The 24354-nt window shown below is 40.7% G+C and carries 18 protein-coding genes and 5 tRNA genes; 5 read left to right on the forward strand and 18 right to left on the reverse strand.

Features of this window, described 5'->3' with window-relative positions:
- Positions 1–95: 95 nt before the first annotated feature.
- The 7 genes from clpP to ACJJVX_RS17420 form a co-directional block, all read right to left on the reverse strand.
- Positions 96–713 (reverse strand): ATP-dependent Clp endopeptidase proteolytic subunit ClpP, encoded by a 618-nt coding sequence (clpP, locus tag ACJJVX_RS17390; RefSeq protein ID WP_054206302.1) that lies wholly within the window; start codon positions 711–713, stop codon positions 96–98.
- 164 nt (positions 714–877) lie between these two features.
- Complete coding sequence (gene tig / locus ACJJVX_RS17395; RefSeq protein ID WP_405632625.1) at positions 878–2182, reverse strand: trigger factor; 1305 nt, start codon at positions 2180–2182, stop codon at positions 878–880.
- 415 nt (positions 2183–2597) lie between these two features.
- Positions 2598–2674: transfer RNA gene (locus ACJJVX_RS17400), tRNA-Pro, on the reverse strand.
- 73 nt (positions 2675–2747) lie between these two features.
- Positions 2748–2824: transfer RNA gene (locus ACJJVX_RS17405), tRNA-Pro, on the reverse strand.
- Between the two features lie 17 nt (positions 2825–2841).
- Positions 2842–2917: transfer RNA gene (locus tag ACJJVX_RS17410), tRNA-His, on the reverse strand.
- A 23-nt stretch (positions 2918–2940) separates the two neighbouring features.
- Positions 2941–3017: transfer RNA gene (locus ACJJVX_RS17415), tRNA-Arg, on the reverse strand.
- Between the two features lie 125 nt (positions 3018–3142).
- A tRNA-Pro gene (locus ACJJVX_RS17420) sits at positions 3143–3219 on the reverse strand.
- A gap of 350 nt (positions 3220–3569) precedes the next feature.
- Between ACJJVX_RS17420 and folD the strand changes: the two genes are divergently transcribed.
- On the forward strand, positions 3570–4424 hold the full coding sequence (gene folD / locus ACJJVX_RS17425) for a bifunctional methylenetetrahydrofolate dehydrogenase/methenyltetrahydrofolate cyclohydrolase FolD (protein WP_054206300.1): 855 nt from the start codon (positions 3570–3572) through the stop codon (positions 4422–4424).
- Between the two features lie 334 nt (positions 4425–4758).
- Here the strand turns inward: folD and cysS are convergent, their stop codons facing one another.
- Complete coding sequence (gene cysS / locus ACJJVX_RS17430; RefSeq protein ID WP_405632628.1) at positions 4759–6138, reverse strand: cysteine--tRNA ligase; 1380 nt, start codon at positions 6136–6138, stop codon at positions 4759–4761.
- Positions 6139–6288: 150 nt separating this feature from the next.
- Between cysS and ACJJVX_RS17435 the strand changes: the two genes are divergently transcribed.
- Both ACJJVX_RS17435 and ACJJVX_RS17440 read left to right on the forward strand, forming a co-directional pair.
- Complete coding sequence (locus tag ACJJVX_RS17435; RefSeq protein WP_054206298.1) at positions 6289–6780, forward strand: peptidylprolyl isomerase; 492 nt, start codon at positions 6289–6291, stop codon at positions 6778–6780.
- 66 nt (positions 6781–6846) lie between these two features.
- A complete protein-coding gene (locus tag ACJJVX_RS17440; protein ID WP_405632631.1) occupies positions 6847–7587 on the forward strand; it encodes a UDP-2,3-diacylglucosamine diphosphatase in 741 nt (246 codons plus the stop codon).
- A 28-nt stretch (positions 7588–7615) separates the two neighbouring features.
- On the opposite strand, the gene miaE is transcribed toward ACJJVX_RS17440, so the two are convergent.
- The gene (miaE, locus tag ACJJVX_RS17445; RefSeq protein WP_405632634.1) at positions 7616–8389 is read right to left on the reverse strand and encodes a tRNA isopentenyl-2-thiomethyl-A-37 hydroxylase MiaE; all 774 of its coding nucleotides are present in this window, start codon (positions 8387–8389) and stop codon (positions 7616–7618) included.
- A 533-nt stretch (positions 8390–8922) separates the two neighbouring features.
- Between miaE and ACJJVX_RS17450 the strand changes: the two genes are divergently transcribed.
- Positions 8923–9729: a transporter substrate-binding domain-containing protein gene (locus ACJJVX_RS17450; RefSeq protein ID WP_342884684.1), complete on the forward strand. Its 807-nt coding sequence runs from the start codon at positions 8923–8925 to the stop codon at positions 9727–9729.
- A gap of 160 nt (positions 9730–9889) precedes the next feature.
- Complete coding sequence (locus tag ACJJVX_RS17455; protein WP_054206294.1) at positions 9890–10489, forward strand: Yip1 family protein; 600 nt, start codon at positions 9890–9892, stop codon at positions 10487–10489.
- A 142-nt stretch (positions 10490–10631) separates the two neighbouring features.
- Here the strand turns inward: ACJJVX_RS17455 and purF are convergent, their stop codons facing one another.
- The 9 genes from purF to gcvP form a co-directional block, all read right to left on the reverse strand.
- Positions 10632–12158 carry an amidophosphoribosyltransferase gene (gene purF, locus ACJJVX_RS17460; RefSeq protein ID WP_054206293.1) on the reverse strand — a complete coding sequence of 509 codons (1527 nt, stop codon included), beginning with the start codon at positions 12156–12158 and terminating at the stop codon, positions 10632–10634.
- Positions 12159–12176: 18 nt separating this feature from the next.
- Positions 12177–12671: a CvpA family protein gene (locus ACJJVX_RS17465; protein ID WP_054206292.1), complete on the reverse strand. Its 495-nt coding sequence runs from the start codon at positions 12669–12671 to the stop codon at positions 12177–12179.
- Between the two features lie 61 nt (positions 12672–12732).
- Entirely contained in the window at positions 12733–13380 is a 648-nt protein-coding gene (locus ACJJVX_RS17470; protein ID WP_405632638.1) for an SPOR domain-containing protein, read from the reverse strand.
- Positions 13381–13391: 11 nt separating this feature from the next.
- Positions 13392–14657 carry a bifunctional tetrahydrofolate synthase/dihydrofolate synthase gene (folC, locus tag ACJJVX_RS17475; protein ID WP_405632641.1) on the reverse strand — a complete coding sequence of 422 codons (1266 nt, stop codon included), beginning with the start codon at positions 14655–14657 and terminating at the stop codon, positions 13392–13394.
- A 23-nt stretch (positions 14658–14680) separates the two neighbouring features.
- Complete coding sequence (accD, locus tag ACJJVX_RS17480) at positions 14681–15556, reverse strand: acetyl-CoA carboxylase, carboxyltransferase subunit beta (RefSeq protein ID WP_054206289.1); 876 nt, start codon at positions 15554–15556, stop codon at positions 14681–14683.
- 159 nt (positions 15557–15715) lie between these two features.
- Positions 15716–16510: a tRNA pseudouridine(38-40) synthase TruA gene (gene truA, locus ACJJVX_RS17485; RefSeq protein WP_405632644.1), complete on the reverse strand. Its 795-nt coding sequence runs from the start codon at positions 16508–16510 to the stop codon at positions 15716–15718.
- 469 nt (positions 16511–16979) lie between these two features.
- Positions 16980–19100 (reverse strand): FimV/HubP family polar landmark protein, encoded by a 2121-nt coding sequence (locus ACJJVX_RS17490; RefSeq protein WP_405632647.1) that lies wholly within the window; start codon positions 19098–19100, stop codon positions 16980–16982.
- A 559-nt stretch (positions 19101–19659) separates the two neighbouring features.
- Complete coding sequence (locus ACJJVX_RS17495; protein WP_152960594.1) at positions 19660–20145, reverse strand: hypothetical protein; 486 nt, start codon at positions 20143–20145, stop codon at positions 19660–19662.
- A 1295-nt stretch (positions 20146–21440) separates the two neighbouring features.
- Positions 21441–24332 carry an aminomethyl-transferring glycine dehydrogenase gene (gcvP, locus tag ACJJVX_RS17500; RefSeq protein WP_405632650.1) on the reverse strand — a complete coding sequence of 964 codons (2892 nt, stop codon included), beginning with the start codon at positions 24330–24332 and terminating at the stop codon, positions 21441–21443.
- Positions 24333–24354 lie beyond the last annotated feature (22 nt).

Genomic DNA, 24354 nt, shown 5'->3' on the forward strand with positions numbered 1-24354 from the left:
AGCAGCTATTTCAATACGCTCAACTATACCAAATTATATTGGTTTTCACATAGTAAAGGACAAAGCTAGTAACAATTAACTACTAGCTTGTGTAATTACTTGCTCTCGCGATTAGTAAATACGGCGTCAACTAAACCATAATCAACAGCTTGGGCTGCACTCATAAAGTTATCACGGTCGGTATCTTTTGAAATCACATCTAATGGTTGGCCAGTATGCTCTGCCATTAAACGGTTTAATTTGTCTTTAATAGACAGGATTTCTTTGGCGTGTATTTCAAAGTCTGATGCTTGACCTTGGAAACCGCCTAATGGTTGGTGGATCATTACCCGTGAATTAGGTAAACAATAGCGTTTGCCTTTTGCACCAGCTGTTAATAAGAATGCACCCATGCTAGCCGCTTGGCCAACACAAATTGTACTTACATCTGGCTTAATAAAATTCATGGTGTCATAAATTGCCATGCCCGCAGTGACTGAACCGCCTGGTGAATTGATATATAAAAAGATATCTTTTTCTGGGTTTTCTGACTCTAAAAATAGCATTTGCGCTAAAATTAGGTTAGCCATGTTGTCTTCAACCGGGCCAGTTAAAAAAATGATTCGCTCTTTTAATAGTCTCGAATAAATATCATACGAGCGCTCGCCTTTCGCTGTTTGTTCAACAACCATAGGTACTAATGCATTGAGTGGATCTGTAATACCAGTGTTCATATTTATCTAATTCCTTATGCGCTTATACTTATCCTTATTATAAGGAAGCATAGTTATTTTTTGGCGAAATTGAAGGCCACAAACTAAAATGGCTCGGGCACGCTGCATAATACAGTGTAACACGAGCCATTTAATCGTTAGCGAGGGCTTAAGTCAATGACTTATTATGCACCTTGCTGTGGATTCATGATGTCATCAAATGCTTTTTCAACGTCAGTTACATTTGCTTTAGCTAAAATAGCTTCAACAGCTTGCTCTTCCATTGCTACATTACGCATTTGCTGCATAAGTTGATCATTTGCTTTGTAATATTCTACAACTTCAGTTGGATCTTCATATGCAGAAGCCACTGTTGCAATTAATGCTTCAACTTTAGCATCATCAACTTTGATCTCGTTCGCTTTAATTACTTCACCTAATAATAGGCCAGTTTTAACGCGAGTTACAGCTTGTTCGTGGAACAATTCAGCTGGAAGCTCAGGCATGTTTTTAGCGTCGCCACCAAAACGTTGTGCTGCTTGTTGACGTAGTGCATCAATTTCTTGATCTACTAACGCTTTAGGCACATCGATTTCGTTGTTAGCTAAAAGACCTTTGATTGCTTGGTCTTTCACGTTAGCTTTAACCGCTTGGTCAAGTTCACGTGTCATGTTCTTTTTCACTTCTTCTTTAAGTGCGTCAACGCCGCCTTCAGTTACACCGAATTTAGTTGCGAATTCTTCGCTTAATTCAGGTAGCTCTTGCGCTTCAACTTTCTTCACTGTGATAGTGAATTGAGCTGCTTTGCCTTTAAGATTTTCAGCATGGTAATCATCAGGGAATGTTACATCAGCAACAACTTCTTCGCCTGCTTTTTTACCTACGATATTATCTTCAAAACCTGGGATCATACGACCTTGGCCAAGTTCTAATGGGAAGTCTTCAGCTTTTCCGCCTTCAAATACTTCACCGTCGATAGTACCTACGAAGTCAACTGTTACGCGATCGTTCTCGCCAGCAGCTGTATCTACGTCAGCCCAAGCTGCGTGTTGCTTACGAAGAGTTTCTAGCATGTTAGCTAGATCTTCGTCAGTAACCGTTACAGCAGGTTTTTCAACAGCAATTTTGTCTAAACCTTGAACTTCTACTTCAGGGTAAACTTCAAATGTTGCTGAAAACTCTAAATCTTTACCCGCTTCAAGTGCTTTAGGAGCAAATGTTGGTGCGCCAGCTGGGTTAATTTTTTCAGCTACAATAGCTTCATAAAAATTACGTTGCATTACTTCGCCAGCTACTTCTTGACGAACTGCGCCACCGTAACGTTTGTTGATTACAGACGTTGGTACTTTACCAGGACGGAAACCATCAATACGCTGGGTTTTAGACAGTTGTTGTAAGCGTTTTTTTACTTCGGTCTCAACGTTCTCTGCAGGAACGGTGATGGTCAGACGGCGCTCAAGGCCTTGAGTCGTCTCAACAGAAACTTGCATGATATACCTCAATCTTCAATTTTGGCGACTGTTCGCCTTCCTTACAAACACGGTGATCACTATGCGTTTTGGCACGTTCAAAGTCATTTAATGACTTATCAACCCCATCTCCACTATAAGATACCAATGCTGCTCTGCCCTTCGGGCACTATGTTAAACAATAGACGCGGCATTATAACCTAATATTTATGATAGTCGAGTCTAGGGGGCAATTATTTGGTTAGATAGCGCATTATAGAAGGTGATAGGATAAAAAACAGGCGTTTTAGATAGCAATTTTTAAGAGCATTCGCTTTTTTGAATAAAAATGATGAAATGGTTTTATAAAATATATTATGAAGAATTTTTATTGTTCGTGTTTGTGTTTTGAAGAAATTATAAATTTAATATCACTTAACTTTAGAGGTAAAGAAAGTGGTCGGCGATGCAGGATTTGAACCTGCGACCCCTTGGACCCAAACCAAGTGCGCTACCAAACTGCGCTAATCGCCGACATATGAAGAATTAACTTCTATTTTTCTGTGAACACTTAAACTGAGAATTTAAGACCATTTCCTAAAGAAAGTGGTCGGCGATGCAGGATTTGAACCTGCGACCCCTTGGACCCAAACCAAGTGCGCTACCAAACTGCGCTAATCGCCGATATTCTTTGTGTAAATTGGGGTGACTGATGGGGCTCGAACCCACGACAACCGGAATCACAATCCGGGGCTCTACCAACTGAGCTACAATCACCACGGCATTTACTTGTTTTCAAATGGTGCACCCAGAAGGATTCGAACCTTCGACCGACGCCTTAGAAGGGCGTTGCTCTATCCAGCTGAGCTATGGGCGCATCGAAAACTTCATAGCGAACCAATAAGCTACTTTAATTAAGAGGTGGTCGCGATACAGAATTTTAATCTGCGACTGAAATGAATATACTCAAATCAATCTTGCTACACTCTAACTTTAAAAAAGTGGTCGGCGATGCAGGATTTGAACCTGCGACCCCTTGGACCCAAACCAAGTGCGCTACCAAACTGCGCTAATCGCCGATGCCTATTATTGTTAGCGAGTGACCTCGTTGACAACGGGGTGCATAATAGTGATTTGACCGGGTTAGGTCAAACCTTTTTTTAAGAAAATAAATCAATCGCTCACTTTTAGTTCATAATGGCTAAATATTGTAAAACTAAGCTAAAATTTCAGCACTTTTATATAATTCGAAGGTGAATATAAGAAAAGCAACTTGGCGCTTTAATGCTTTTCTGCGAAAATAGCTTCTAGAATAAAGACAAGACTATAATGAGATTGGTTATTACCAACTGCGTTTACCCCATTAAAAACGTTTATAGTCTTGCTAAGTATCAGTTTCAAGTTAACTAACCCCAATTAAAGGTCACCCATGACGGCAAACATCATCGATGGTAAGGCAATAGCTAAACAAGTACGAAGTGCAGTAGCACAACGAGTAAGTGAACGTGTTGCAAATGGTTTACGCGCACCAGGCCTTGCTGTTGTACTTGTAGGACAAGACCCAGCGAGCCAAGTTTACGTAGGCTCAAAGCGTAAAGCCTGTGAAGAGGTTGGTTTTGTATCAAAATCATTTGATTTACCGGCAGACACAAATGAACAAGCATTATTAGATTTAATCGATGAACTTAACAACGATGCCCAAGTCGATGGGATTTTAGTCCAACTACCTTTACCTGAAGGGCTTAATGTTGAAAAAATTCTTGAGCATATTACGCCGCTCAAAGACGTTGATGGTTTTCATCCATACAATATCGGTCGTTTAGCACAACGAATGCCAGCTCTTCGCCCTTGTACACCAAAAGGGATTATTACACTGCTTGATTCAACGGGCGTAAAATACAAAGGAATGCATGCAGTTGTTGTAGGTGCCTCGAATATTGTTGGTCGCCCTATGGCATTAGAGTTATTGCTGGCGGGTTGTACGACTACTGTATGTCATAAATTTACGCAAGATTTAGAAACTCATGTACGCCGCGCTGATTTGTTGGTTGTCGCAGTAGGTAAACCTGAGTTTATTCCAGGAGACTGGGTTAAAGAAGGCGCTATCGTAATCGATGTAGGTATCAACCGTTTAGACACTGGTAAGTTAGTGGGTGACGTTCAATATGATATCGCTGAGCAAAAAGCACATTTCATCACGCCAGTCCCTGGTGGTGTTGGTCCGATGACAGTTGCAAGCTTAATTGAAAATACATTGGAAGCGTGCGAAAAATATCACGGTTAATACTACAAATAAAATTATCGCATATTAAAAAGGGTTGCCAATTGGCAACCCTTTTTATATACCCAAGTCACCTCAAGATGTGAGTTTCAGTTGGAATTAAAAGCGATTTAGGCAAGGCATTGATTGCAGGTAATGGTTATTCCCTTATCAAAATCTATAACACAGTATAAATCGCTTTAAACCAACCCGTTGGGCGTTTCACAGGCACTTACTCTGCGTTGTTACTCCTAAAAGGGACCGCCATTATTGCGAAGTAACGCCTTGATATTAAGCCCCTGTGAAACGCTGAATCCTGCACCTTGAGGTGACCTGGGTATATACGGTTAATTGCTTATTACGCTTTACGCCACGTCGTTTTACCCGCTGAATCTTCTAGTATTACACCAAGTGCATTCAACGCATCACGCGCTTCATCCGCTGCGGCCCAATCTTTACTGGCACGTGCATCATTGCGTTTGACGATTAACGCTTCAATTTGTGCAACTTCATCATCTGCTTGAGCCCCTTGTAAAAATGCTTCTGGTGTCTGCTGTGCAACACCCAACACCTCACCTAAACTGCGCAGCACAAATGCTAACTGCCCTGCTTGCGCAGTCTCACTATCTTTTACGCGGTTAAGCTCTTTAGCAAGCTCAAACAATACTGGCAATGCCTCTGGGGTATTGAAGTCATCATCCATTGCTTTTCTAAATTTAGCCACGTATTCATTTCCGGCTAAATCACAATTGATAAGCTCAACGCCACGTAAGGCTGTATAAATGCGCTCTAGCGAGGAACGCGCTTGATCTAAATTTTCTTGCGAGTAGTTTAACTGGCTGCGGTAGTGACCCGATATTAAAAAGTAACGCACTGATTCAGGGTCATACTGTTTTAATACTTCACGTACCGTAAAAAAGTTATCGAGTGATTTTGACATCTTCTCTTTATTAACTTGTACCATCCCTGTGTGGATCCAGGTATTTACGTATTTACCGTTATTTGCACAGCATGATTGTGCTATTTCATTTTCATGATGCGGAAACTGTAAATCAGAACCACCACCATGAATATCAAAATGCTCACCTAAATGCTTAGAACTCATTGCAGAACATTCAATATGCCAACCAGGACGACCCTCACCCCAAGGTGATGTCCATGATGGCTCACCCGCTTTGGCTTTTTTCCATAATACAAAGTCAAGCGGATCGTCTTTATCTTGCGCAACTTCAACACGTGAACCCGCTTGTAGCATTGTTAGGTCTTGTTGTGACAATGCACCGTACTGCTCAAACGTTGATACATCAAACAATACATCGCCATCAGCTGCAACATAAGCATGGCCTTTGTGTACTAAGCGCTCAACCATTTCGATGATTTCATCCATATGGCCTGTTACTGTTGGTTCAACATCCGGGCGCAACATGTTTAAACTATCAAAATCTTCATGCATTGCTTTAGTCATACGTACGGTTAAATCATTAATCGCTTCGCCATTTTCATTGGCGCGCTTGATAATTTTATCATCAACATCGGTGATGTTACGTACATACTTTAAATCATAACCAATATGGCGAAGATAACGTACGATCACGTCAAAACTTACGAATGTACGTGCATGACCAATATGGCAGTAATCATAAATGGTGATACCACACACATACATGTCGATTTTACCGTCGACCATTGGTTTAAATTGCTCTTTTTGACGTGTCAGTGTGTTGTATATATTTACCATTTATTTTGAGTCCTTGACTATTTACTTGAATTACTATGTTAACACTTGAAAAGCCCCTGCTCTAGCGCTTTATCAATTGAATAAGCACTTTGTTTATCTTAGCTAACTAAGATAAAATAGTGCCAAATAAATCAGCTAATAGGAAACCTCATGGTTGTTCTACACACAAATTTTGGTGATATCACCATTAACATGCACAAAGATGACGCGCCAAACACAGTTAAAAATTTTTTACAGTATGCAAATGCTGGTTTTTATGACGGTACTATTTTTCACCGTGTAATTGATGGTTTTATGGTACAAGGCGGCGGCTTTGAGCCTGGCATGACACAAAAAGAAGTGCATGACCCGATTCAAAATGAAGCAAATAACGGCCTTTCAAATAAGGTTGGTACACTTGCAATGGCACGTACTCCTGATCCACATTCAGCAACTGCGCAGTTTTTCATTAACGTCAATAACAACGATTTTTTAAATTTCAGCAGTGAAACATCACAAGGCTGGGGTTACTGTGTGTTTGCTGAAGTTGTTGAAGGCATGGACATAGTTGAAAAGATCAAAAACGTTGCGACTGGAAGTGCTGGTCACCACCAAGATGTTCCGCTTGATGACGTTATCATCAAAAGCGTAACTGTTAGCTAAGTTACCTTTCATTTAAAGCGGATGTTTCATCCGCTTTTTATTCTCCGTTAACGTTTACGAGTCACAATGCGCCAAACTTATTTTATTGCCGACCTTCATTTAAGTGAAAACCGCCCAGATATCAGCGCTGCTTTTTATCAATTTTTAGATTCTCACATTCTTAATAAAGACATTGACGCTCTGTATATCCTCGGTGATTTTTTTGAAGTATGGGTTGGGGATGATTACGTTACAGCGCTCTCTACGGAAGTGGCTAAACGCTTAAAGGTTGTAAGTGACAACGGGACACCCGTGTATTTTGTACATGGCAACCGTGATTTTATTATGCGTGAAAAATACGCCCAGCAAGCTGGTATGACTTTATTGCCTGAACAAATTGTTATTGATTTATATGGTACACCCACCCTCATTTTGCATGGCGATGAAATGTGCACACAAGATATCGAATATCAAAAGTTTCGTAAGAAAGGTCGTGGTTGGTGGTGGCCACGTTTAATGCTCGCTATGCCACTGTGGTACCGCCGAAAGGTAGCACAAAATGCTCGAGAAAAATCAAAACAAAATCAAGCTGGTAAAGCATTAGAAATTCTAGATGTAACTGAAAAAGCTGTGCTAGAAACTTTTGATAAACACCAAGTACAACATATGATTCACGGCCATACTCATCGTCCTAATGTGCACCACTATAAAGTGGATAATCAAACTCTCACACGAACAGTGTTAGGCGATTGGTACACACAAGGATCATATTTAGTGGTCACAGCCAAAAAACAAATGTTGAAAAGTGAGCCATTCGCACAAAATTAAATAGTTAGTTAGGGCTATTATTCTCTCTTTATAAATGTGTAGTTAGCGTTGGCACACCGCTATGGAATTTAAAATCAATGTCTGGCGTGGCAATTAGTTCAGCTTCTTTATCACCAAAAAATGCTACACGCTCAGCAATATCAAAGTCTGCAATTTCTTGCGCCAACGTTAAATAATCTTGGTAATGACGCGCTTCTGAGCGTAATAAAGAGATATAAAAATCGCCTAAACGTTTATCAACATGCGGAGCAAGCTTTGCAAACCGTTCACATGATCGCGCTTCAATGTAAGCACCCACTATTAGCTTATCCACCAAAGCATCTGGTTCAAAAGTCTTAACATGACGTAACATGCCTTTTGCATAACGACATGGCGTAATACTTTGATATCCTATACCGTACTCATCCATAATTTCTAACACTTGATAAAAGTGGTGCAACTCTTCTTTAATCAACATCACCATTTTATCAATCAAATCTTGCCCGTAAGGTGAATCAGATTTGGGGATCACTGATTTAGTCAGTTTATTTTTAACAGCTAAATCGCGCCAGTTACCCTCGCGCTTATAAATAAGCGTTTCAAATGGTTTTAGCCATTCTAATAACGCATCACTGCCCTCTTTATCAACTGCATATTTACGAATTAAAAACATTGCAGATTGTGCGGCTTTTAATTCACAAATTAAATGATCAATTAAAATAACGGTTAGATTTTCTTTTTTTGTCGCTTCTATAATCCACTCTTGCGGAGTTTCACATTGAAGAAAAGATAATATTGGGGCGAGCAACTCTTGATTTGACATGGTAAAAATTCATTATCGTAAACTTTAAATGAGCCAAAATTATACCATACACATAACAATAGTATCGATAAAATACGGGTAGTAAAAATAGAAATAAATCTGAGTTTATCAAGATAAAGCCTATTTTTTAATATTAAAATCATTAGGGCCTGTTGACCTTTGTGGATTAAAATTCGTTCAATTTAGGGGCCATTTAATCGCGGCGCGAGATTTGTAATCGAGTGGGCTAAGTAAAAATCGAGTAACAAAGAGTTAATCGCTCCTAGGCAGAACCCCCTTCGGGCAGCGCATGTTTGGCATTTATGCTTCGTTATCGCCTATTTATGGAGAATAACCACACATCATAGGCTCTGCCTTGCCTAAAAACCAAACACACTGCTGCAAATTCAACCTCGAAAGATAAACAGGCCCTAAAGCTGTTCAATAAATTTAAACCAACATAAACTTATCAAAAATCAGATCCTGCCTTGAAATCCTCCTATCACACGTTATTCTTAAAAATAGTGTTGCCGTCGTTATTAATAGGATCTCAATTGATTAGAAATGGTGTTAACCAAAATAACAAACCTAGCTTAAGCGCTAATAACACACTAAAATCGCCTCCTTTAAATATGTTATCACTGTTATTTTTTACATGGATACTGGCTTTTCCTGCTTGTGCTCAAACCAAAAAACTTAAAATAGCCATTGGTGATGATCTAGCACCGTGGATCCATAACGACGGGCAATCAGGTATTTTAATTGATATGGTGAAAGACTGCTTGAAGCCAACCAATTATAAACTTGAGTTTATTTCCTTCCCCTATGCCAGACGCCTTACTGCATATAAAATGAATGAAGTTGATGCGGTAATAGATATCAATTCGATTGTTATTGCCAGTGAATCATTAAATGGTTTTTTTACAGGTAACATATATGCCTATGAAAACTTTGCTTTTGCCCTCTCTGAAAACAATTTTTTGGTAAAAAGCATCCCTGATTTAGAGCGCTACTCTTTACTGTCATGGCAAGGTGCAATTGATCGCCTGGGTAGTGAGTATGAAAAAATGGCTAAAGCAAACCCAAAATACCTTGAAACTAGTCGTCAAAATAATCAAGTGAGAATGCTCTTTAAAAAGCGTGTTGACTTTATCCAACTCGACTATCAGATTTACAATTACTACAAAGCAGAATTAATACAAGAAAATGAAATTGACGCTAAGCTCGATGTTTCTTCATTTGCGCTATTTGGTAAAAGTTCGAATGGGCTGCTGTTTAAAAATGAAACATTAAAAGATATCTGCAAAAGCCAGCTAGAAGAACCTATGATGAAACGTAAATATAAAGATGTATCACCGTGAGGCTCGCTTTGCTAATGCCTATTGATAAGGAGTACCACACCGTACTTTGCTTAAAACCCATTTAACCGTTTCTTGACAAGTATCAGTTACTGACCCATAACTTAATACAAGCTGTATAAAAATAAAACAGTGAACTAATTCAGTTTATGGGGCACACATTATGATATTAAACCATTTATGGGGCATTTATGCTCACCCACTCGAAGAGTGGCAAACTATTGATAACCGCCATGAAAGCTTAACTTATAGCTTATCGCATATACTACTAATTGCACTATTTCCATCCGCTATGGGGTATTACTCTTCCGTTTATTTAGGTTGGAGTATTGGTGCGGGTAACCCGGTATTTTTAACGCATGATAGTGCTATATTAATTGCAGGAGCTATGTATATCGCATTAATCATTGGTGTGTTTGCGCTTGCTTATTTAGCTCATTGGATGGCGGTCACTTTTGGGTCAAAACCAACATTTACCCAAACGCTAGAGCTTGCAGCATACACATCAACTCCCGTATTCATGTCTGCATTAGCCGCATTTTGGCCTGTCCTGTGGTTTGTTGTTTGTATAGGAATGATTGCATTAGCATATTCAGTTTACCTGTTGTATACGGGCGTACCTATTTTAATGCATATACCGCAAGAGCGTGGCTTTATTTACGCAAGCTCAGTTGTAACGTGTGGTTTGATTTTACTGGTAATTATTTTAGCCGTGACAGCAATATTATGGACAAATGGCATTGTTGCTCCTATGTTTACATAGAATAAGCGATGTAAAAAAGCATGTTATCTACATAAAACAGATGTAATACTAAGTAGTAGATTTATTATTTAAATTCCCTTTCCTTCGCAAAAAAGGAGCTAATTTAGCTCCTTTTTTTATGCTTGCAGATTTAACGAGTTAATTAATCTGAACCATTTTCTTCTTGATTGTGTAACTCTAAACCTGAAGACATCGCACTTTCACGCGTATTTTTTGCTGAATCATTACGCAGTTTTTCAATACGATCTAAATACGCTTGATCTATACCACCGGTAATATATTGACCATCAAATACCGAGGTTTCAAATTTAGTTATCTCTGGATTCTCTTGTGCAACTGCAGCAATCAAATCTGGTAACGATTGGAAAATCAAACCATCTGAACCAATACTTGCATTGATATCTTCAACTTCACGGCCGTGCGCAATAAGCTCTGCCGCTGATGGCATATCAATACCATATACATTAGGGAAACGAATTTCCGGCGCGGCTGAGGCAAAATACACGTTTTTAGCGCCAGACTCACGCGCCATTTCAACGATTTGCGCTGACGTAGTACCACGTACAATAGAGTCATCAACTAACAATACGTTTTTACCTTTAAACTCACGGTCAATGGCATTAAGCTTTTGACGTACTGACTTTTTACGCATTTCTTGACCAGGCATAATAAATGTACGCCCAATATAGCGGTTTTTAACAAAGCCTTGACGATAAGGTAAATTAAGTACACGGGCGATTTCTAACGCCACATCACATGATGTTTCTGGGATTGGGATAACCACATCAATGTCTTTATCAGCCCACTCTCGTGCTATTTTCTCACCCAATTTTGTGCCCATATTAACGCGCGTTGCGTAAACAGACATATTATCAATGTTTGAATCTGGACGAGCAAAATATACAAACTCAAAAATACACGGTGAGTACGATGCTTTATCGGCACATGCTTGCGAATAAAATTCGCCAGCTTCAGTTACATAAATAGCCTCACCGGGTGCTACATCACGTACAAACTCAAAACCATCTGTTTTTAGTGCAACACTTTCAGAAGCAAACATATACTCTGTGCCATTTGCAGCTTCACGCTTGCCAAATACCAATGGACGAATACCATTTGGATCGCGAAATGCAACAATACCATGGCCAATAACCATTGCGATGGTTGCATAACCACCTTGAACTTTATTATTAACTTCAGTGACACCATTAAAAATGTCTTCTGGGTCAAGTTTTAGCTTATTTGGTTTGCTGAATTCATGTGCCATAACATTAAGCAGAATTTCAGAATCCGATGTGGTATTTACGTGACGACGAGCCTCTGAGAACAATTGTTCTTTAAGCTGCTCAGCGTTCGTTAAGTTACCATTATGCGCTAAAGCAATACCGAACGGTGAGTTAACATAAAAAGGCTGTGCTTCAGATGAGCTAGACGAGCCAGCTGTAGGATAGCGCACATGACCGATACCAATTGTGCCTTGTAAACGCTTCATATGACGGGTGTGAAATACATCTTTCACTAAGCCATTTGCTTTACGTAAACTAAAGGTGTTGTTTTCAATGGTAATGATGCCCGCAGCATCTTGGCCACGGTGTTGCAAAACAGTTAAGCCATCATAAATCGCCTGATTTACAGGAGATGTTCCGACTATTCCAACGATACCACACATGAAATTTTTCCTCGCCGATTAACGGTTGACCGAATTTAAAAAGCTTGAATTGTTTTCGAGGTATGAAAAAAACCACTCAACAACAAAGCCAAATTCTGGGATCAAAATAGAGTTACCCCACCAGTGCGTATTAGGTGCACCAGTAAAAGCATCAAGAAAGAAGAGTAACGCGCTCACGACCAACACGCCACGAAGTGCACCAAAGACAATGCCAAAGACACGGTCTGTACCAGACAGACCTGTACGTTGTACAAGTTCACCTAGCAGGTAGTTTAACAGTCCGCCTAACAGTAGCGTCGCAAAGAATAATATGGCTATGGCCGCTGCATTTCTTAAAAGGGGTTCAGAAATACTGGTTAGGAAGGATGCTAAATATTGGTAAAATAAACTTGAGATGATAAATGCACCAGCCCATACAGCTAAAGACATTGCTTCTTTTATAAAGCCACGAATCAAACCGATAATAGTAGACAGTGCAATAATGCCAAAAATGGCGTAATCAACCCAGATCATATGAACCAACTAGTCGTTAATTTGGGGCGCATTCTATAAGAGGTTAGCCCTAAATGCCAGATCATTTTGTTACTTCAAACTGTGTCACTTTACCGTTTAGTTTAGTAAGCGCTTTCAATTGTGGTAATTTGCTCTCAAGCTGCGCTTTATCGAGCGACGGGCCCACAAAAACTTTAGTTAAAGTACCATTAGGGGTTTTAACTGGACGGGTAAACGTTTTAAATCCGTTTGCAGTAAGTTTGGCTTGTAGTGATTTCACATTAGCTGCATGAGAAAAACTACCCAGCTGGATAACATAAGCCATTTTTGAAAGGTTTTCATCTGCAGCACGTTTAGGTTCAGGTTGTTTTACGACAACTTGAGGTTGCTGTTTTATTTCACTGATTGTAGTTTGCTCTGTACTTGCCTCGACCATTTTCCTGTCATTGCCACTATCAATATTCTCTTGCTCGACAGTTTCGACAGCACTCGTATCATCATCCGCGATAATGTTTTCAACTTGTGGTTCTTTAGGCTGTTCAGCACTTGCAACACGTTGGTCTAGAGTATCTTGTAGATCAATGGTTTTGAACTCAGGGCGTTCAGGAATAGCTTTAAAGCCTTCTTTGTAATGTACTTTTTCACCATCGAGAATATTTGGAATAAACACGATTGCTGCAATCACCACAATGCTTGTGCCGACTAAACGATTTATAAAACCTGAGTTCATCGGATTTCTCTCTATTTTTTCCAATAATTAATGGCTGCTGCAACAGTTATAAATGAACCAAAAACAATCAATAAAGTTTGCCCATCTAAGCGAGGCAAGACACTATCAAGTGCTATATCAACACTGTCAAATCGTTCAATAGGTGCGTTTGTATTCACAGCATCCATTGATTTTGCAATATTATCTACTGTATCACCCCTAAAACAATCAAGTCCAGCTAATGACCAAGCATCAACTAAAGGGCTAACTTCTTTTAAAACAGCAACTTTGTCTTTATCCGCAAGCATAGCTGCTAACGCATGAATTTTAAAGCCTTTATCTTTGTACTGGGCTAACTTACGCGCTAAGTAACGTGCCGACTCAGGGTTATGTGCCACATCAGTATAGACCAGTGGAGATTTACTTAGCTTTTGAAAACGCCCTTCTACAACTAAATCATTTAAACAGCGACGAATAACAGCCTCACTGGGTAATAAACCCAAGACTTTTAAGGTAGTTAAAGCTGTTGCGACGTTTTGACATGGTATTGCAGGCTTATCAAACTCATAGTTAAACTCTTTACACTGCCAACTAAAACGAGTTGCATGCTCAACAAACTTAAAGTCACGCCCTGATAAATGCATCTGTGCATTAATTTTTTTCCCGTAATCAGTTACTGTGTGAGGTATTGCTAAATCACCCACTATCGCTGGTGTATTGGTTCTGAAGATACCCGCTTTGTCATACCCAACTAACTCTCGGGTGTCACCAAGGTATTCTTTATGATCTAAGTCAACCGTGGTGATAACACTAGCAAACGGGGTAACAATATTGGTGGCATCAAAGCGCCCACCTAAACCAACCTCTAGCAGCACGTAATCAACCGCATGGCGTTTAAATATTGCTAAAGCCCCTAAAGTCGCGTATTCAAAATAAGTCAGTGGTGTATCGCTACGGCCCTTTTCGAGCAAATCAAAAGCATCAACATGAAATTGATCATCAAGCTCTGCGCCATTTATACGCACACGTTCGTTATAACGAATTAAGTGAGGGGATGCATAGGTACCAACAGTATGGCCCTGTGCCAAAAGAAGTGATTCTAAACAACGGGCTGTTGTGCCTTTACCATTAGTGCCGGCAATAAGAATAATTTTACTTGAAGTACCAAGTAAACCTACATCGTCGGCAACTTGGGCAACGCGTTCTAAACCCATTGCAATATTTGCAGGGTGAACACTTTCTAAATAACAAAGCCAATCATCAAGACTTGATGATTGGCTAGGAATATTTTTTGTCATAGCGTGATCAGTAAAGCTGAAATTTACGCTACTCTATGCTCTTGTTCCGTAGAAGGCAAGTTCATAAATTTAGCTAACACGCGCGCAAGTGTGTCACGCATTTCACGACGGTCAACAATCATATCGATTGCACCGTGCTCTAGTAAGAATTCACTGCGTTGGAAGCCTTCAGGTAAAGTTTCGCGCACTGTCTGTTCTATAACACGCGGACCCGCAAAACCAATTAATGCTTTTGGCTCAGCAACGTTTATATCGCCTAGCATCGCTAATGAAGCTGATACACCACCCATTGTAGGGTCGGTCATTACGGAAATAAACGGTAGGCCTTTTTCACTCATTTTAGCAAGTGCAGCACTTGTTTTTGCCATTTGCATAAGCGACATAAGAGCTTCTTGCATACGTGCACCACCTGACGCTGAAAAACAAATAAGCGGCATGTTATGCTCTAAACATTGATCAACAGCATCAACAAAACGTGCCCCTACTACAGATGCCATTGAACCGCCCATAAATGAGAATTCGAATGCAACTGCTGCAACTGGAATACCTTTTAGACGACCTTTAATTGCGACTAACGCATCTTTCTCACCGCTTGATTTTTGCGCTGCAGTGATACGATCAGAATATTTTTTTGAGTCTTTAAACTTTAAAATATCTTTTGGCTCGTGTTGTGTCCCTAATTCTTGACGTTCACCTTCATCTAAAAAGTGTTCAAGACGTTTACGGCCACTAATACGCATGTGATGATCACACTTAGGACATACATGGAGTGATTTCTCTAATTCAGCTTTATATAGAATTGAATCACAGTCTGTACATTTTGCCCAAACACCTTCAGGGATCTCTTTACGACCTGAAGATTTTGTTGTTTTAGGTAAGATTTTTTCTAGCCAACTCATTTGCAACTCTCTTAATACTATTCGGTGCTTTGCTGCGTTCCTGCCAAGTTATGATGACAGACAAATTTTATCAATTAAAACATGAATTCCACACAGGCGGTATAAAAAACTGGTCTTAGTAGTGAAACCCCTGCAATTAATCGTTTAAATTAACGACAACTAACCGTGTGTCTCAGGCAAAAATAAAGGGCCTAACGGCGTTGACGGTATTTCAAACTCGACTGGATAATCTACATCGACTAAATATAAACCAGCAGCTTTTGCTGTTGCACTTGCTTTAGCGCGTTCTTTTAAATCAAGAAGCTCTTTAAGCCATATCGGCTCTTGCTTGTGAATACCTATATCAGTTAAACAACCCGTAATATTACGAACCATGTGATGTAAGAATGCATTTGCTTTTATATCAATGATGACATAACTGCCTTGACGCTCAACAGATAAATGATGAATAGTGCGAATAGCCGTATTTGCTTGGCAATGTATCGCGCGAAATGAAGTGAAATCATGCTTACCTATTAAGTACTGACATGCCTCTTGCATTTTTGTCTCATCAAGTGCGTGATGGTAATGGGTAACACCTTCATTAAGGACCGCACCACGAAGTGGATTATTATAAATAATATAGCGATAACGACGTGCAGTAGCACTAAAACGAGCATGAAAATCATCATTGACAGGCTTTGCGAAACGAATAGCGATGTCTTTTGGCAGTAAAGTGTTCATACCTAGGGTAAATGCAACCATATCGCGATCTGCATCAGTGTTAAAATGTATTACTTGCCCTGTCCCGTGCACCCCTGCATCAGTGCGTCCGGCGCAGATGATTTCAACTGGATGATTACAAATGCGCGATAACGCAGTTTCTACTTCTTGTTGTACACTATTTACATGAGATTGACGTTGCCAACCACTGTAACGGGCGCCATTGTATTCAACTCCAAGTGCTACTCGCATAATAACTGCTTTACCTACTGTGCTAATGAACGGGGCATTTTATGCTATCTCACGCTGCAATAAAAGCGACTCAATGCAAATAAACCTATGGCTGTAAGATGCTGAGTTTTCAATTGCAATAAAAATGGAGGGGAAACTAAGTTTGCCCTCCATTTTTTGTTATGTGGATATTTTGTTATGTGGATACTATACCCAAGTCACCTCAAGATGCAGAATTCGCGTTTCACAGGAGCTTAATATCAAGGCGTTACTTTGCAACAATGGCAATCCATTTTAAGAAGTAACAACGATGAGAGAAAGTACCTGTGAAACGCCCTCCAACGGTTTGTTTTTAAAGCGATTTATACTATGATACTTTTATAAGGGATTGATTTTAACAATAGAACCACTATTACTTGCAATCAATGCCTTCTCTAAACCGCTTTAAATTCCAACGACGCTCGCATCTCGAGGTGGCTTGGGTATATATTTATATTAATTTTGCTTTAAGACTTTGCGCCTCTTCTTGTACTTCTTCAGGGCCATTTTCAATAACATCATCGATCGCCTCAAGCGCTGCATCCATATCATCTATTTCAATATAAGCACGTGCTAAGTCTAGCTTTGCAGAGTAGCCACCACTTTCAGCATCTACGTCTGTTGGGTTATCGCCTGCAAGCAAAGCATCAAATTCACTTAAACCGACATCTATATTCACATCATTATAAGGTTCATGATCACTATTTAGATCATCACTTTGCTCAATCAATGAATCAATATCAACGAACTCTTCATCTAACGCACCATCATCAACATTTGTGCTTTTTTCTGGAAGCGATTCTTCTATTTCGGATAGCTCTTCAATTGCGTCTAAATCGTCACTTAATAACGCATTAAAATCAACATCAAATTCAGAGCTATCATCTATCTCTAAATCCTCAGGTTCTCCTAATTCACTTAAAAGTGAATCAAAGTCAGTTTGGGTGAGATCTGCCATGAAATCATCATCAAGCTCCTCATCTGAGAAAGAGCTAAGATCTGACTTCATTTGAGTGTCGTCAGAGTGATCAAATGTGTTATCAAGCTCTGCTGCAAAATCGCTATTTAAATCATCAGCACTTAATTCACTGCCAATAGATTCATCTGCCGGCTTATTTACAGATTCTTTTTCCTGTGTATCAGCTACAGTCTCTTGCTCTTGAACCTCACCACTGAGTAATTCATCTTCAATCAATAATTCATCATCAAAATCATGATCTAAGCTATTTAAATCTTCACCACCTGCCATAGCATTAGCAAGATCTTGTTCTGCTTGACTTAACAGCAGATCAGAAGAGTCATTCTCTTCAATTAAGCTATCATCTTCATCATCAAGCTCGAGATCCGGATACTCACTTAGCTCTTTGCTAGGTGTCACTATCTCATTATTTAAATCTTCATCATCTACAGCTAAATCAATTTCATCGGCAAGTGGATCATCACCTAAATCAATTTCAACTTCTTCTATATCATCATCTAGTTCATCAATGTCAGACCATTGTGGTGTTTCCACATAGTCGTCTTCCTCTTGCAACTCACTAAGGAGCTCATCAACACTTTTTAATGATGGATCGTTATATTCTTCTAATAAATCGTCTTCATCCAATAAGTCATCTGCAGAATCCTCACTTACTTCATCCAGCAAGCTATCATCTAAAAGATCTATCTCTGGCTCAACCTCAAGCTCTGGTTCAACTTCTGGCTCTGGTTCAACTTCAGGCTCTGATTCTTCTTCGAGCTCTGGTTCAGCTTCAAGCTCTGGTTCAACTTCTGGCTCTGGTTCAACTTCAGGCTCTGATTCTTCTTCGAGCTCTGATTCAACTTCAGGCTCTGATTCTTCTTCAAGCTCTGATTCAACTTCAGGCTCTGGTTCAACTTCAAGCTCTGATTCAACTTCAAGCTCTGATTCAACTTCAGGCTCTGGTTCAGCTTCTGGCTCTGGTTCAACTTCTGGCCCTGATTCAACTTCAGGCTCAGATTCTTCTTCGGGCTCTGATTCAACTTCAGGCTCTGGTTCAGCTTCAGGCTCTGGTTCAACTTCTGGTTCTGGTTCAACCTCAAGCTCTGGTTCAACTTCTGGCTCTGGTTCAACTTCTGGCTCTGGTTCAACTTCAGGCTCTGGTTCAACTTCGGGCTCTGGTTCAACTTCTGGCTCTGGTTCAACTTCTGGCTCTGGTTCAACTTCGGGCTCTGGTTCAACTTCTGGCTCTGGTTCAACTTCAGGCTCTGGTTCAACTTCGGGCTCTGGTTCAACTTCAAGCTCTGGTTCAACTTCAGGCTCTGGTTCAACTTCAAGCTCTGGTTCAACTTCAAGCTCTGGTTCAACTTCAAGCTCTGGTTCAACTTCAGGCTCTGGTTCAACTTCAGGCTCTGGTTCAACTTCAGGCTCTGGTTCAACTTCTGGCTCTGGTTCAACTTCAGGCTCTGGTTCATCTTCGGGCTCTGATTCAACTTCTGGCTCTGATTCAACTTCAGGCTCTGATTCAACTTCGGGCTCTGGTTCAACTTCTGGCTCTGGTTCAGCTTCTGGCTCTGGTTCAACTTTTATTTGAATGCAAGTCAATTCCACCATATAGTTTCATACTAAGCTCCTCGTGATACTGTTTATGTTTTGGTCAACACAACTGTATCGAAAAACTCGAGGAGCTTTCTATATGATTATCAGGTCTTGCATCTTGCCAAGACCAAACACCAATCTCACGTTTAACACCCTCCCCCGTCATCACGCCCTGAAAATAAGTAATTGATGAGTAATTCATTTCATGGATGAAATGAAAGCCATGCTTGCACATGGATGTGCTTTCATGGCGTTTACGTTCACATCAATTGTGTTTTGAAGGATTTAGCGTGATGCTCGGGTGGCGCTGGGAGGTGACGAATAACCGAAGCGCAGCTTCGCAGTATGAGGAAGTGGAGGCATGGATGCCGACAGTAACCCAGCTTCAGGGATGAATTGCTTGCAGCAGAATCAATTTGAAAATCGATCCCTCTTTGGCTGCCGTCGCCAGCGCGACAAAACCTTGAATAAGGTTTCTAATGTAGGTCGCGGATTTATCCCGACACATTCAAATAAAATACTTTAAGGCTAAAGCCTGACCTAAAAAAACATTATGCGAGAAAAAATTTTACGCCTAAATAGATTCCAGTACAGTTAACTTTTTCTCGAAAACTCTTTCATTCATTAGTTTTGGGTAGTTCTTTAACAAGAACTTAGTGATTTCTTCTTGGTTATCAATAACATTATTTTCAGCGCTGATACTCATAAACCCATAGTCTATAATAGTTTTTAAATCACCAATGTAAGTAACTGTATTTTCTTTGACTTCAAAACCTTCATTTCTATCCAGTAGGAAGTAGTGGTTACCAAATACTATTTGCCACCATTTATAATGACCAACTGGAAGTTTGAAAATATTATGATCGCCATTTTTATCAGGTGTGAATTCTACATTTTTTGAAACACCGGCATCATTACTTTCCCCTTGGTAAACCGCTATATATTTTAAATGAGGAACAAATATGTTACCAACTTCATCTGTATTTGAAATTAAGTTTGTAACAACTATTCCTTCAGAATTACTTATACTCTGTCCATCTATATGTTTTTCTTGAATCATAGAACATGCTGATAAAAGAAGCGTAGCAATAACAAATATTGTACTTTTTAGAGATCTCATCATATTTTAAAGTTTTAATTATTTTGCGTTAATAGTACCTAATTCGAAACAATAATAAAATACTAAAATTAAGAAATGCATAGCTGCCTTAGACCACAATCCGTGGGCTTGAATTCACACTTCCTAAGTCAAACACCAATCTCACGTTTAACACCCTCCCCCGTCATCACGCCCTGAAAATAAGCAATTGATGAGTAATTCATTTCATGGATGAAATGAAAGCCGTGCTTGCACACGGATGTGCTTTCATGGTGTTTACGTTCACATCAATTGTGGTTTAAAGGATTAAGCGTGATGATCGGGGTGCCGCGGGGTTCCAAGGGGTGGTCGGCAGCCGCCCCTTGGAACCCCGCCAGCAATCTAGCAAAAAACCTTGAATAAGATTTTTAATGTAGGTCGCGGATTTATCCCGACAATATATATGTAAAGTTAGAAAATTAGAAAGCCTCAGCTAGCGCAATGAACAAAGATTACACACGCGCCAGCAAGCTTAGCACCTACGCTGGTTAACTCTAACATTGGTGTAAACCATTCGTGGCTAAAGCCATCTCATACAATAAATATAAGCCTCGGTGCAGCGAAGCGCCTCTGTGATCTCTGTGGTGAATTCATTTTCTCGCTTTTTTCGCCCTAAAGAGCGACCTACAAACAATACATATTTACGTGCTTGGGAGATGGTAATGATATCGGAAAATCGTTGGGTTTCGTTGCACTCTACCCAACCTACAAATCACACGTGGCTGAAGCCGACTCCTACAACAACATTTAACCTCTGCAGCGCGAAGCGCCTATGTGATCTCGGTGGTGAAATTCACTTTTTCGCCCTAAAGAGCGACCTACAAACAATATATATTTACGTGCTTGGGAGATGGTAATGATATTGGAAAATCGTTGGGTTTCGTTGCACTCTACCCAACCTACAAATCACACGTGGCTGAAGCCGACTCCTACAACAACATTTAACCTCTGTGCAGCGCGAAGCGCCTCTGAGCTCTCTGTGGTGAAATTCTTTTTCTCGCTTTTTTCGCCCTAAAGGACGATCTACAAACAATGCATATTTACGTGCCTGGGGGCTGGTAATGATATTGGAGAATCGTTGGGTTTCGTTTCACTCAACCCAACCTACGTTCATATAATTTATGACTTATCACCATGCACAAAAAAGCCGTTGCATTGCTGCAACGGCTTTTAATATTTTATCAATTCCCAAGCTTTAATTGGGAATTTTTTAAAATTTAGTCTCTGTATGTCTCTACCGCTGGGCATGAACACACTAGATTACGGTCGCCGTATACGTCATCGATACGCGTTACTGTAGGCCAGAATTTGTTTTTTGCCACTGCTGGTACTGGGAACGCGGCGTAGAAGCGGTCATATGCTCTGTCCCACTCATTTCCAAGTACATCGCCTTGTGTATGCGGTGCGAACACAAGCGGGTTGTTTTCGATAGACCATTCGCCAGAGATTACTTTATCGATTTCGCCTTTGATTGATACCATTGCTTCAATGAAACGGTCGATCTCAACTTTAGACTCAGACTCAGTTGGCTCAATCATCAATGTGCCCGCTACTGGGAACGACATAGTTGGTGAATGGAAACCGTAATCTTGTAAGCGCTTAGCTACGTCCATTTCAGTGATGCCTGAAAGCTCTTTAAGTGGGCGTAAGTCAACAATACATTCGTGAGCAACACGGTTGTTGCGACCACGGTATAAAATTGGGAAGTGCGCGCTTAACTCGTGCGTTAAGTAGTTAGCATTCACAATGGCCATTTCAGTGGCTTGTTTAAGGCCTTCGCTACCCATCATGGTGATATAAGCCCATGAAATAGGTAAGATTGCCGCTGAGCCGTATGGCGCTGCCGATACCGCGCCGTTACCAATTTTAGTACCTGGTACGTTAATTACGCTGTGGTTAGGCATAAATTCAGCTAGGTGTGATTTAACACCAATTGGGCCAACACCTGGACCGCCGCCGCCGTGCGGAATACAGAACGTTTTATGTAGGTTTAAGTGCGATACGTCAGAGCCGATAAAGCCTGGGCTTGTAACACCTACTTGGGCGTTCATGTTTGCGCCATCCATGTAAACTTGGCCGCCGTGCTCGTGCACGATGTCGCAAATTTCACGGATTGTTTCTTCATATACACCGTGCGTAGACGGGTATGTGATCATGATGCATGATAGGTTTTCTGATACTTCTTCAGCTTTCGCTTTAAGATCAGCCATATCAACGTTACCGTTTTTATCACAATCAACAACCACGATTTTCATGCTTGCCATTTGTGCAGATGCTGGGTTTGTACCGTGCGCTGAACTTGGGATCAAACAAATATTACGGTGCGCGTCGCCACGTGACTCGTGGTATTTACGAATCGCGATTAAACCTGCGTATTCACCTTGTGCACCAGAGTTTGGCTGCAGTGATACCGCATCGTAACCTGTAATGTTAACCAACCAATCATGTAATTCGTTGATCATGATTTGGTAACCTGCTGCTTGGTCTAGCGGGCAGAATGGGTGAAGGTTAGCAAACTCAGGCCATGTAACTGGGATCATCTCAGCAGTCGCGTTTAGTTTCATGGTGCATGAACCTAACGAGATCATTGAATGGTTTAATGATAAATCTTTGCTTTCAAGACGCTTAATATAACGCATCATTTCAGTTTCGCTGTGGTACGAATTGAAGTTAGGGTGCGTTAAAATTTCGTCATCGCGTACTAAGCTTGCAGGGATTGACTCGCTGCCATTCGCTTCGATGTCGGCTGCAATTGCGTCAACACTTAAACCATGGCCTTCGCCTAGGATGATGTCGAAAAGCTCAGCAACATCTGCACGGGTTGTGGTTTCTGATACTGCAATTGAGTACTCGCCAGCGTGGTTAGTTGCAAAGTTAACGCCGTTTGCTACAGCGCGCGCTGTTACGTCGTCTTTGTTATCACTAACAACCGTTAGGGTATCAAACCATGTGCTGTGCTTAAGTGCTACGCCTTTAGCTTGTAGGCCTGCAGCTAAAATATCGGCAAAGCGATGAATACGCTGTGCGATAGTTTTTAAGCCTTGTGGGCCGTGGTACACCGCGTAAAACGCTGCCATGTTGGCAAGTAATACTTGCGCTGTACAAATGTTTGAGTTGGCTTTATCGCGGCGAATGTGTTGCTCGCGCGTTTGCATTGCCATACGTAGCGCATCGTTACCTAAACGGTCTTTTGATACACCAATAATACGACCTGGTAATGAACGTTTGTACGCGTCACGCGTTGCAAAAAATGCAGCGTGAGGACCGCCGTAGCCCATTGGTACACCAAAGCGCTGCGCTGAACCAAGTACGACGTCTGCGCCCAGTTTACCCGGTGCTTTTAGTAGTAATAAGCTCATTATGTCGGCTGCAACACAGGCAATCGCTTTTTTGCTTTGTACGCCAGCGATTAAATCTGTGATATCAACAATTTCACCTGACGTTGACGGATACTGGAATAACGCGCCAAAAATCTCGTGATTCACAGCGTCGGCTGCTTTACCTACGATGATCTCAAAACCAAACTGCTCTGCACGTGTAGTAACAACGTCGATTGTTTGTGTGTGTACGTCATCTGCGATGAAAAATGCGTTTGCTTTTTTAGCTTTAGAAACACGCTTTGCAAGGCCCATGGCCTCTGCGGCTGCCGTTGATTCATCAAGCAACGATGCACTTGCTAAATCAAGACCCGTTAGGTCTAGGGTCATAGTTTGGAAGTTTAATAATGACTCTAAACGCCCTTGAGCAATCTCTGGTTGATATGGAGTGTACGCTGTGTACCAGCCTGGGTTCTCAAGTACGTTACGTAAAATTACGTGTGGTACATGAGTTGGGTGGTAACCTTGACCAATGTAAGATTTGAACACTTTATTTTTGCTTGCTACAGACTTTAAGTAGCTTAGTGTTTCAACTTCAGTGCGGCTTTCGCCCACTGTAAGGCCCTGCTCTAAACGAATACTTGCAGGTACAGTTTGATCGATCAGCTCTTCAACACTCGATACTCCAAGAGCACTTAGCATATCGCTTACTTGTGCTGGGCTTGGCCCAATATGACGGCGAATAAAATCTTGCGTTTGCTCTAATTGTTCAAGAGATGTGGCGTTTGACATTTGTCCAGATTCCTATGATCCA

The organism is Pseudoalteromonas sp. Ld20 (assembly GCF_045064175.1).
Classification (GTDB): Bacteria; Pseudomonadota; Gammaproteobacteria; order Enterobacterales; family Alteromonadaceae; genus Pseudoalteromonas; species Pseudoalteromonas neustonica.

Coding starts and splice junctions, on each gene's coding strand:
- clpP (WP_054206302.1), bottom strand. CDS start 713: ATGAACACTGGTATTACAGATCCACTCAATGCATTAGTACCTATGGTT.
- tig (WP_405632625.1), bottom strand. CDS start 2,182: ATGCAAGTTTCTGTTGAGACGACTCAAGGCCTTGAGCGCCGTCTGACC.
- folD (WP_054206300.1), top strand. CDS start 3,570: ATGACGGCAAACATCATCGATGGTAAGGCAATAGCTAAACAAGTACGA.
- cysS (WP_405632628.1), bottom strand. CDS start 6,138: ATGGTAAATATATACAACACACTGACACGTCAAAAAGAGCAATTTAAA.
- ACJJVX_RS17435 (WP_054206298.1), top strand. CDS start 6,289: ATGGTTGTTCTACACACAAATTTTGGTGATATCACCATTAACATGCAC.
- ACJJVX_RS17440 (WP_405632631.1), top strand. CDS start 6,847: ATGCGCCAAACTTATTTTATTGCCGACCTTCATTTAAGTGAAAACCGC.
- miaE (WP_405632634.1), bottom strand. CDS start 8,389: ATGTCAAATCAAGAGTTGCTCGCCCCAATATTATCTTTTCTTCAATGT.
- ACJJVX_RS17455 (WP_054206294.1), top strand. CDS start 9,890: ATGATATTAAACCATTTATGGGGCATTTATGCTCACCCACTCGAAGAG.
- purF (WP_054206293.1), bottom strand. CDS start 12,158: ATGTGTGGTATCGTTGGAATAGTCGGAACATCTCCTGTAAATCAGGCG.
- ACJJVX_RS17465 (WP_054206292.1), bottom strand. CDS start 12,671: ATGATCTGGGTTGATTACGCCATTTTTGGCATTATTGCACTGTCTACT.
- ACJJVX_RS17470 (WP_405632638.1), bottom strand. CDS start 13,380: ATGAACTCAGGTTTTATAAATCGTTTAGTCGGCACAAGCATTGTGGTG.
- folC (WP_405632641.1), bottom strand. CDS start 14,657: ATGACAAAAAATATTCCTAGCCAATCATCAAGTCTTGATGATTGGCTT.
- accD (WP_054206289.1), bottom strand. CDS start 15,556: ATGAGTTGGCTAGAAAAAATCTTACCTAAAACAACAAAATCTTCAGGT.
- truA (WP_405632644.1), bottom strand. CDS start 16,510: ATGCGAGTAGCACTTGGAGTTGAATACAATGGCGCCCGTTACAGTGGT.
- ACJJVX_RS17490 (WP_405632647.1), bottom strand. CDS start 19,100: ATGGTGGAATTGACTTGCATTCAAATAAAAGTTGAACCAGAGCCAGAA.
- ACJJVX_RS17495 (WP_152960594.1), bottom strand. CDS start 20,145: ATGATTCAAGAAAAACATATAGATGGACAGAGTATAAGTAATTCTGAA.
- gcvP (WP_405632650.1), bottom strand. CDS start 24,332: ATGTCAAACGCCACATCTCTTGAACAATTAGAGCAAACGCAAGATTTT.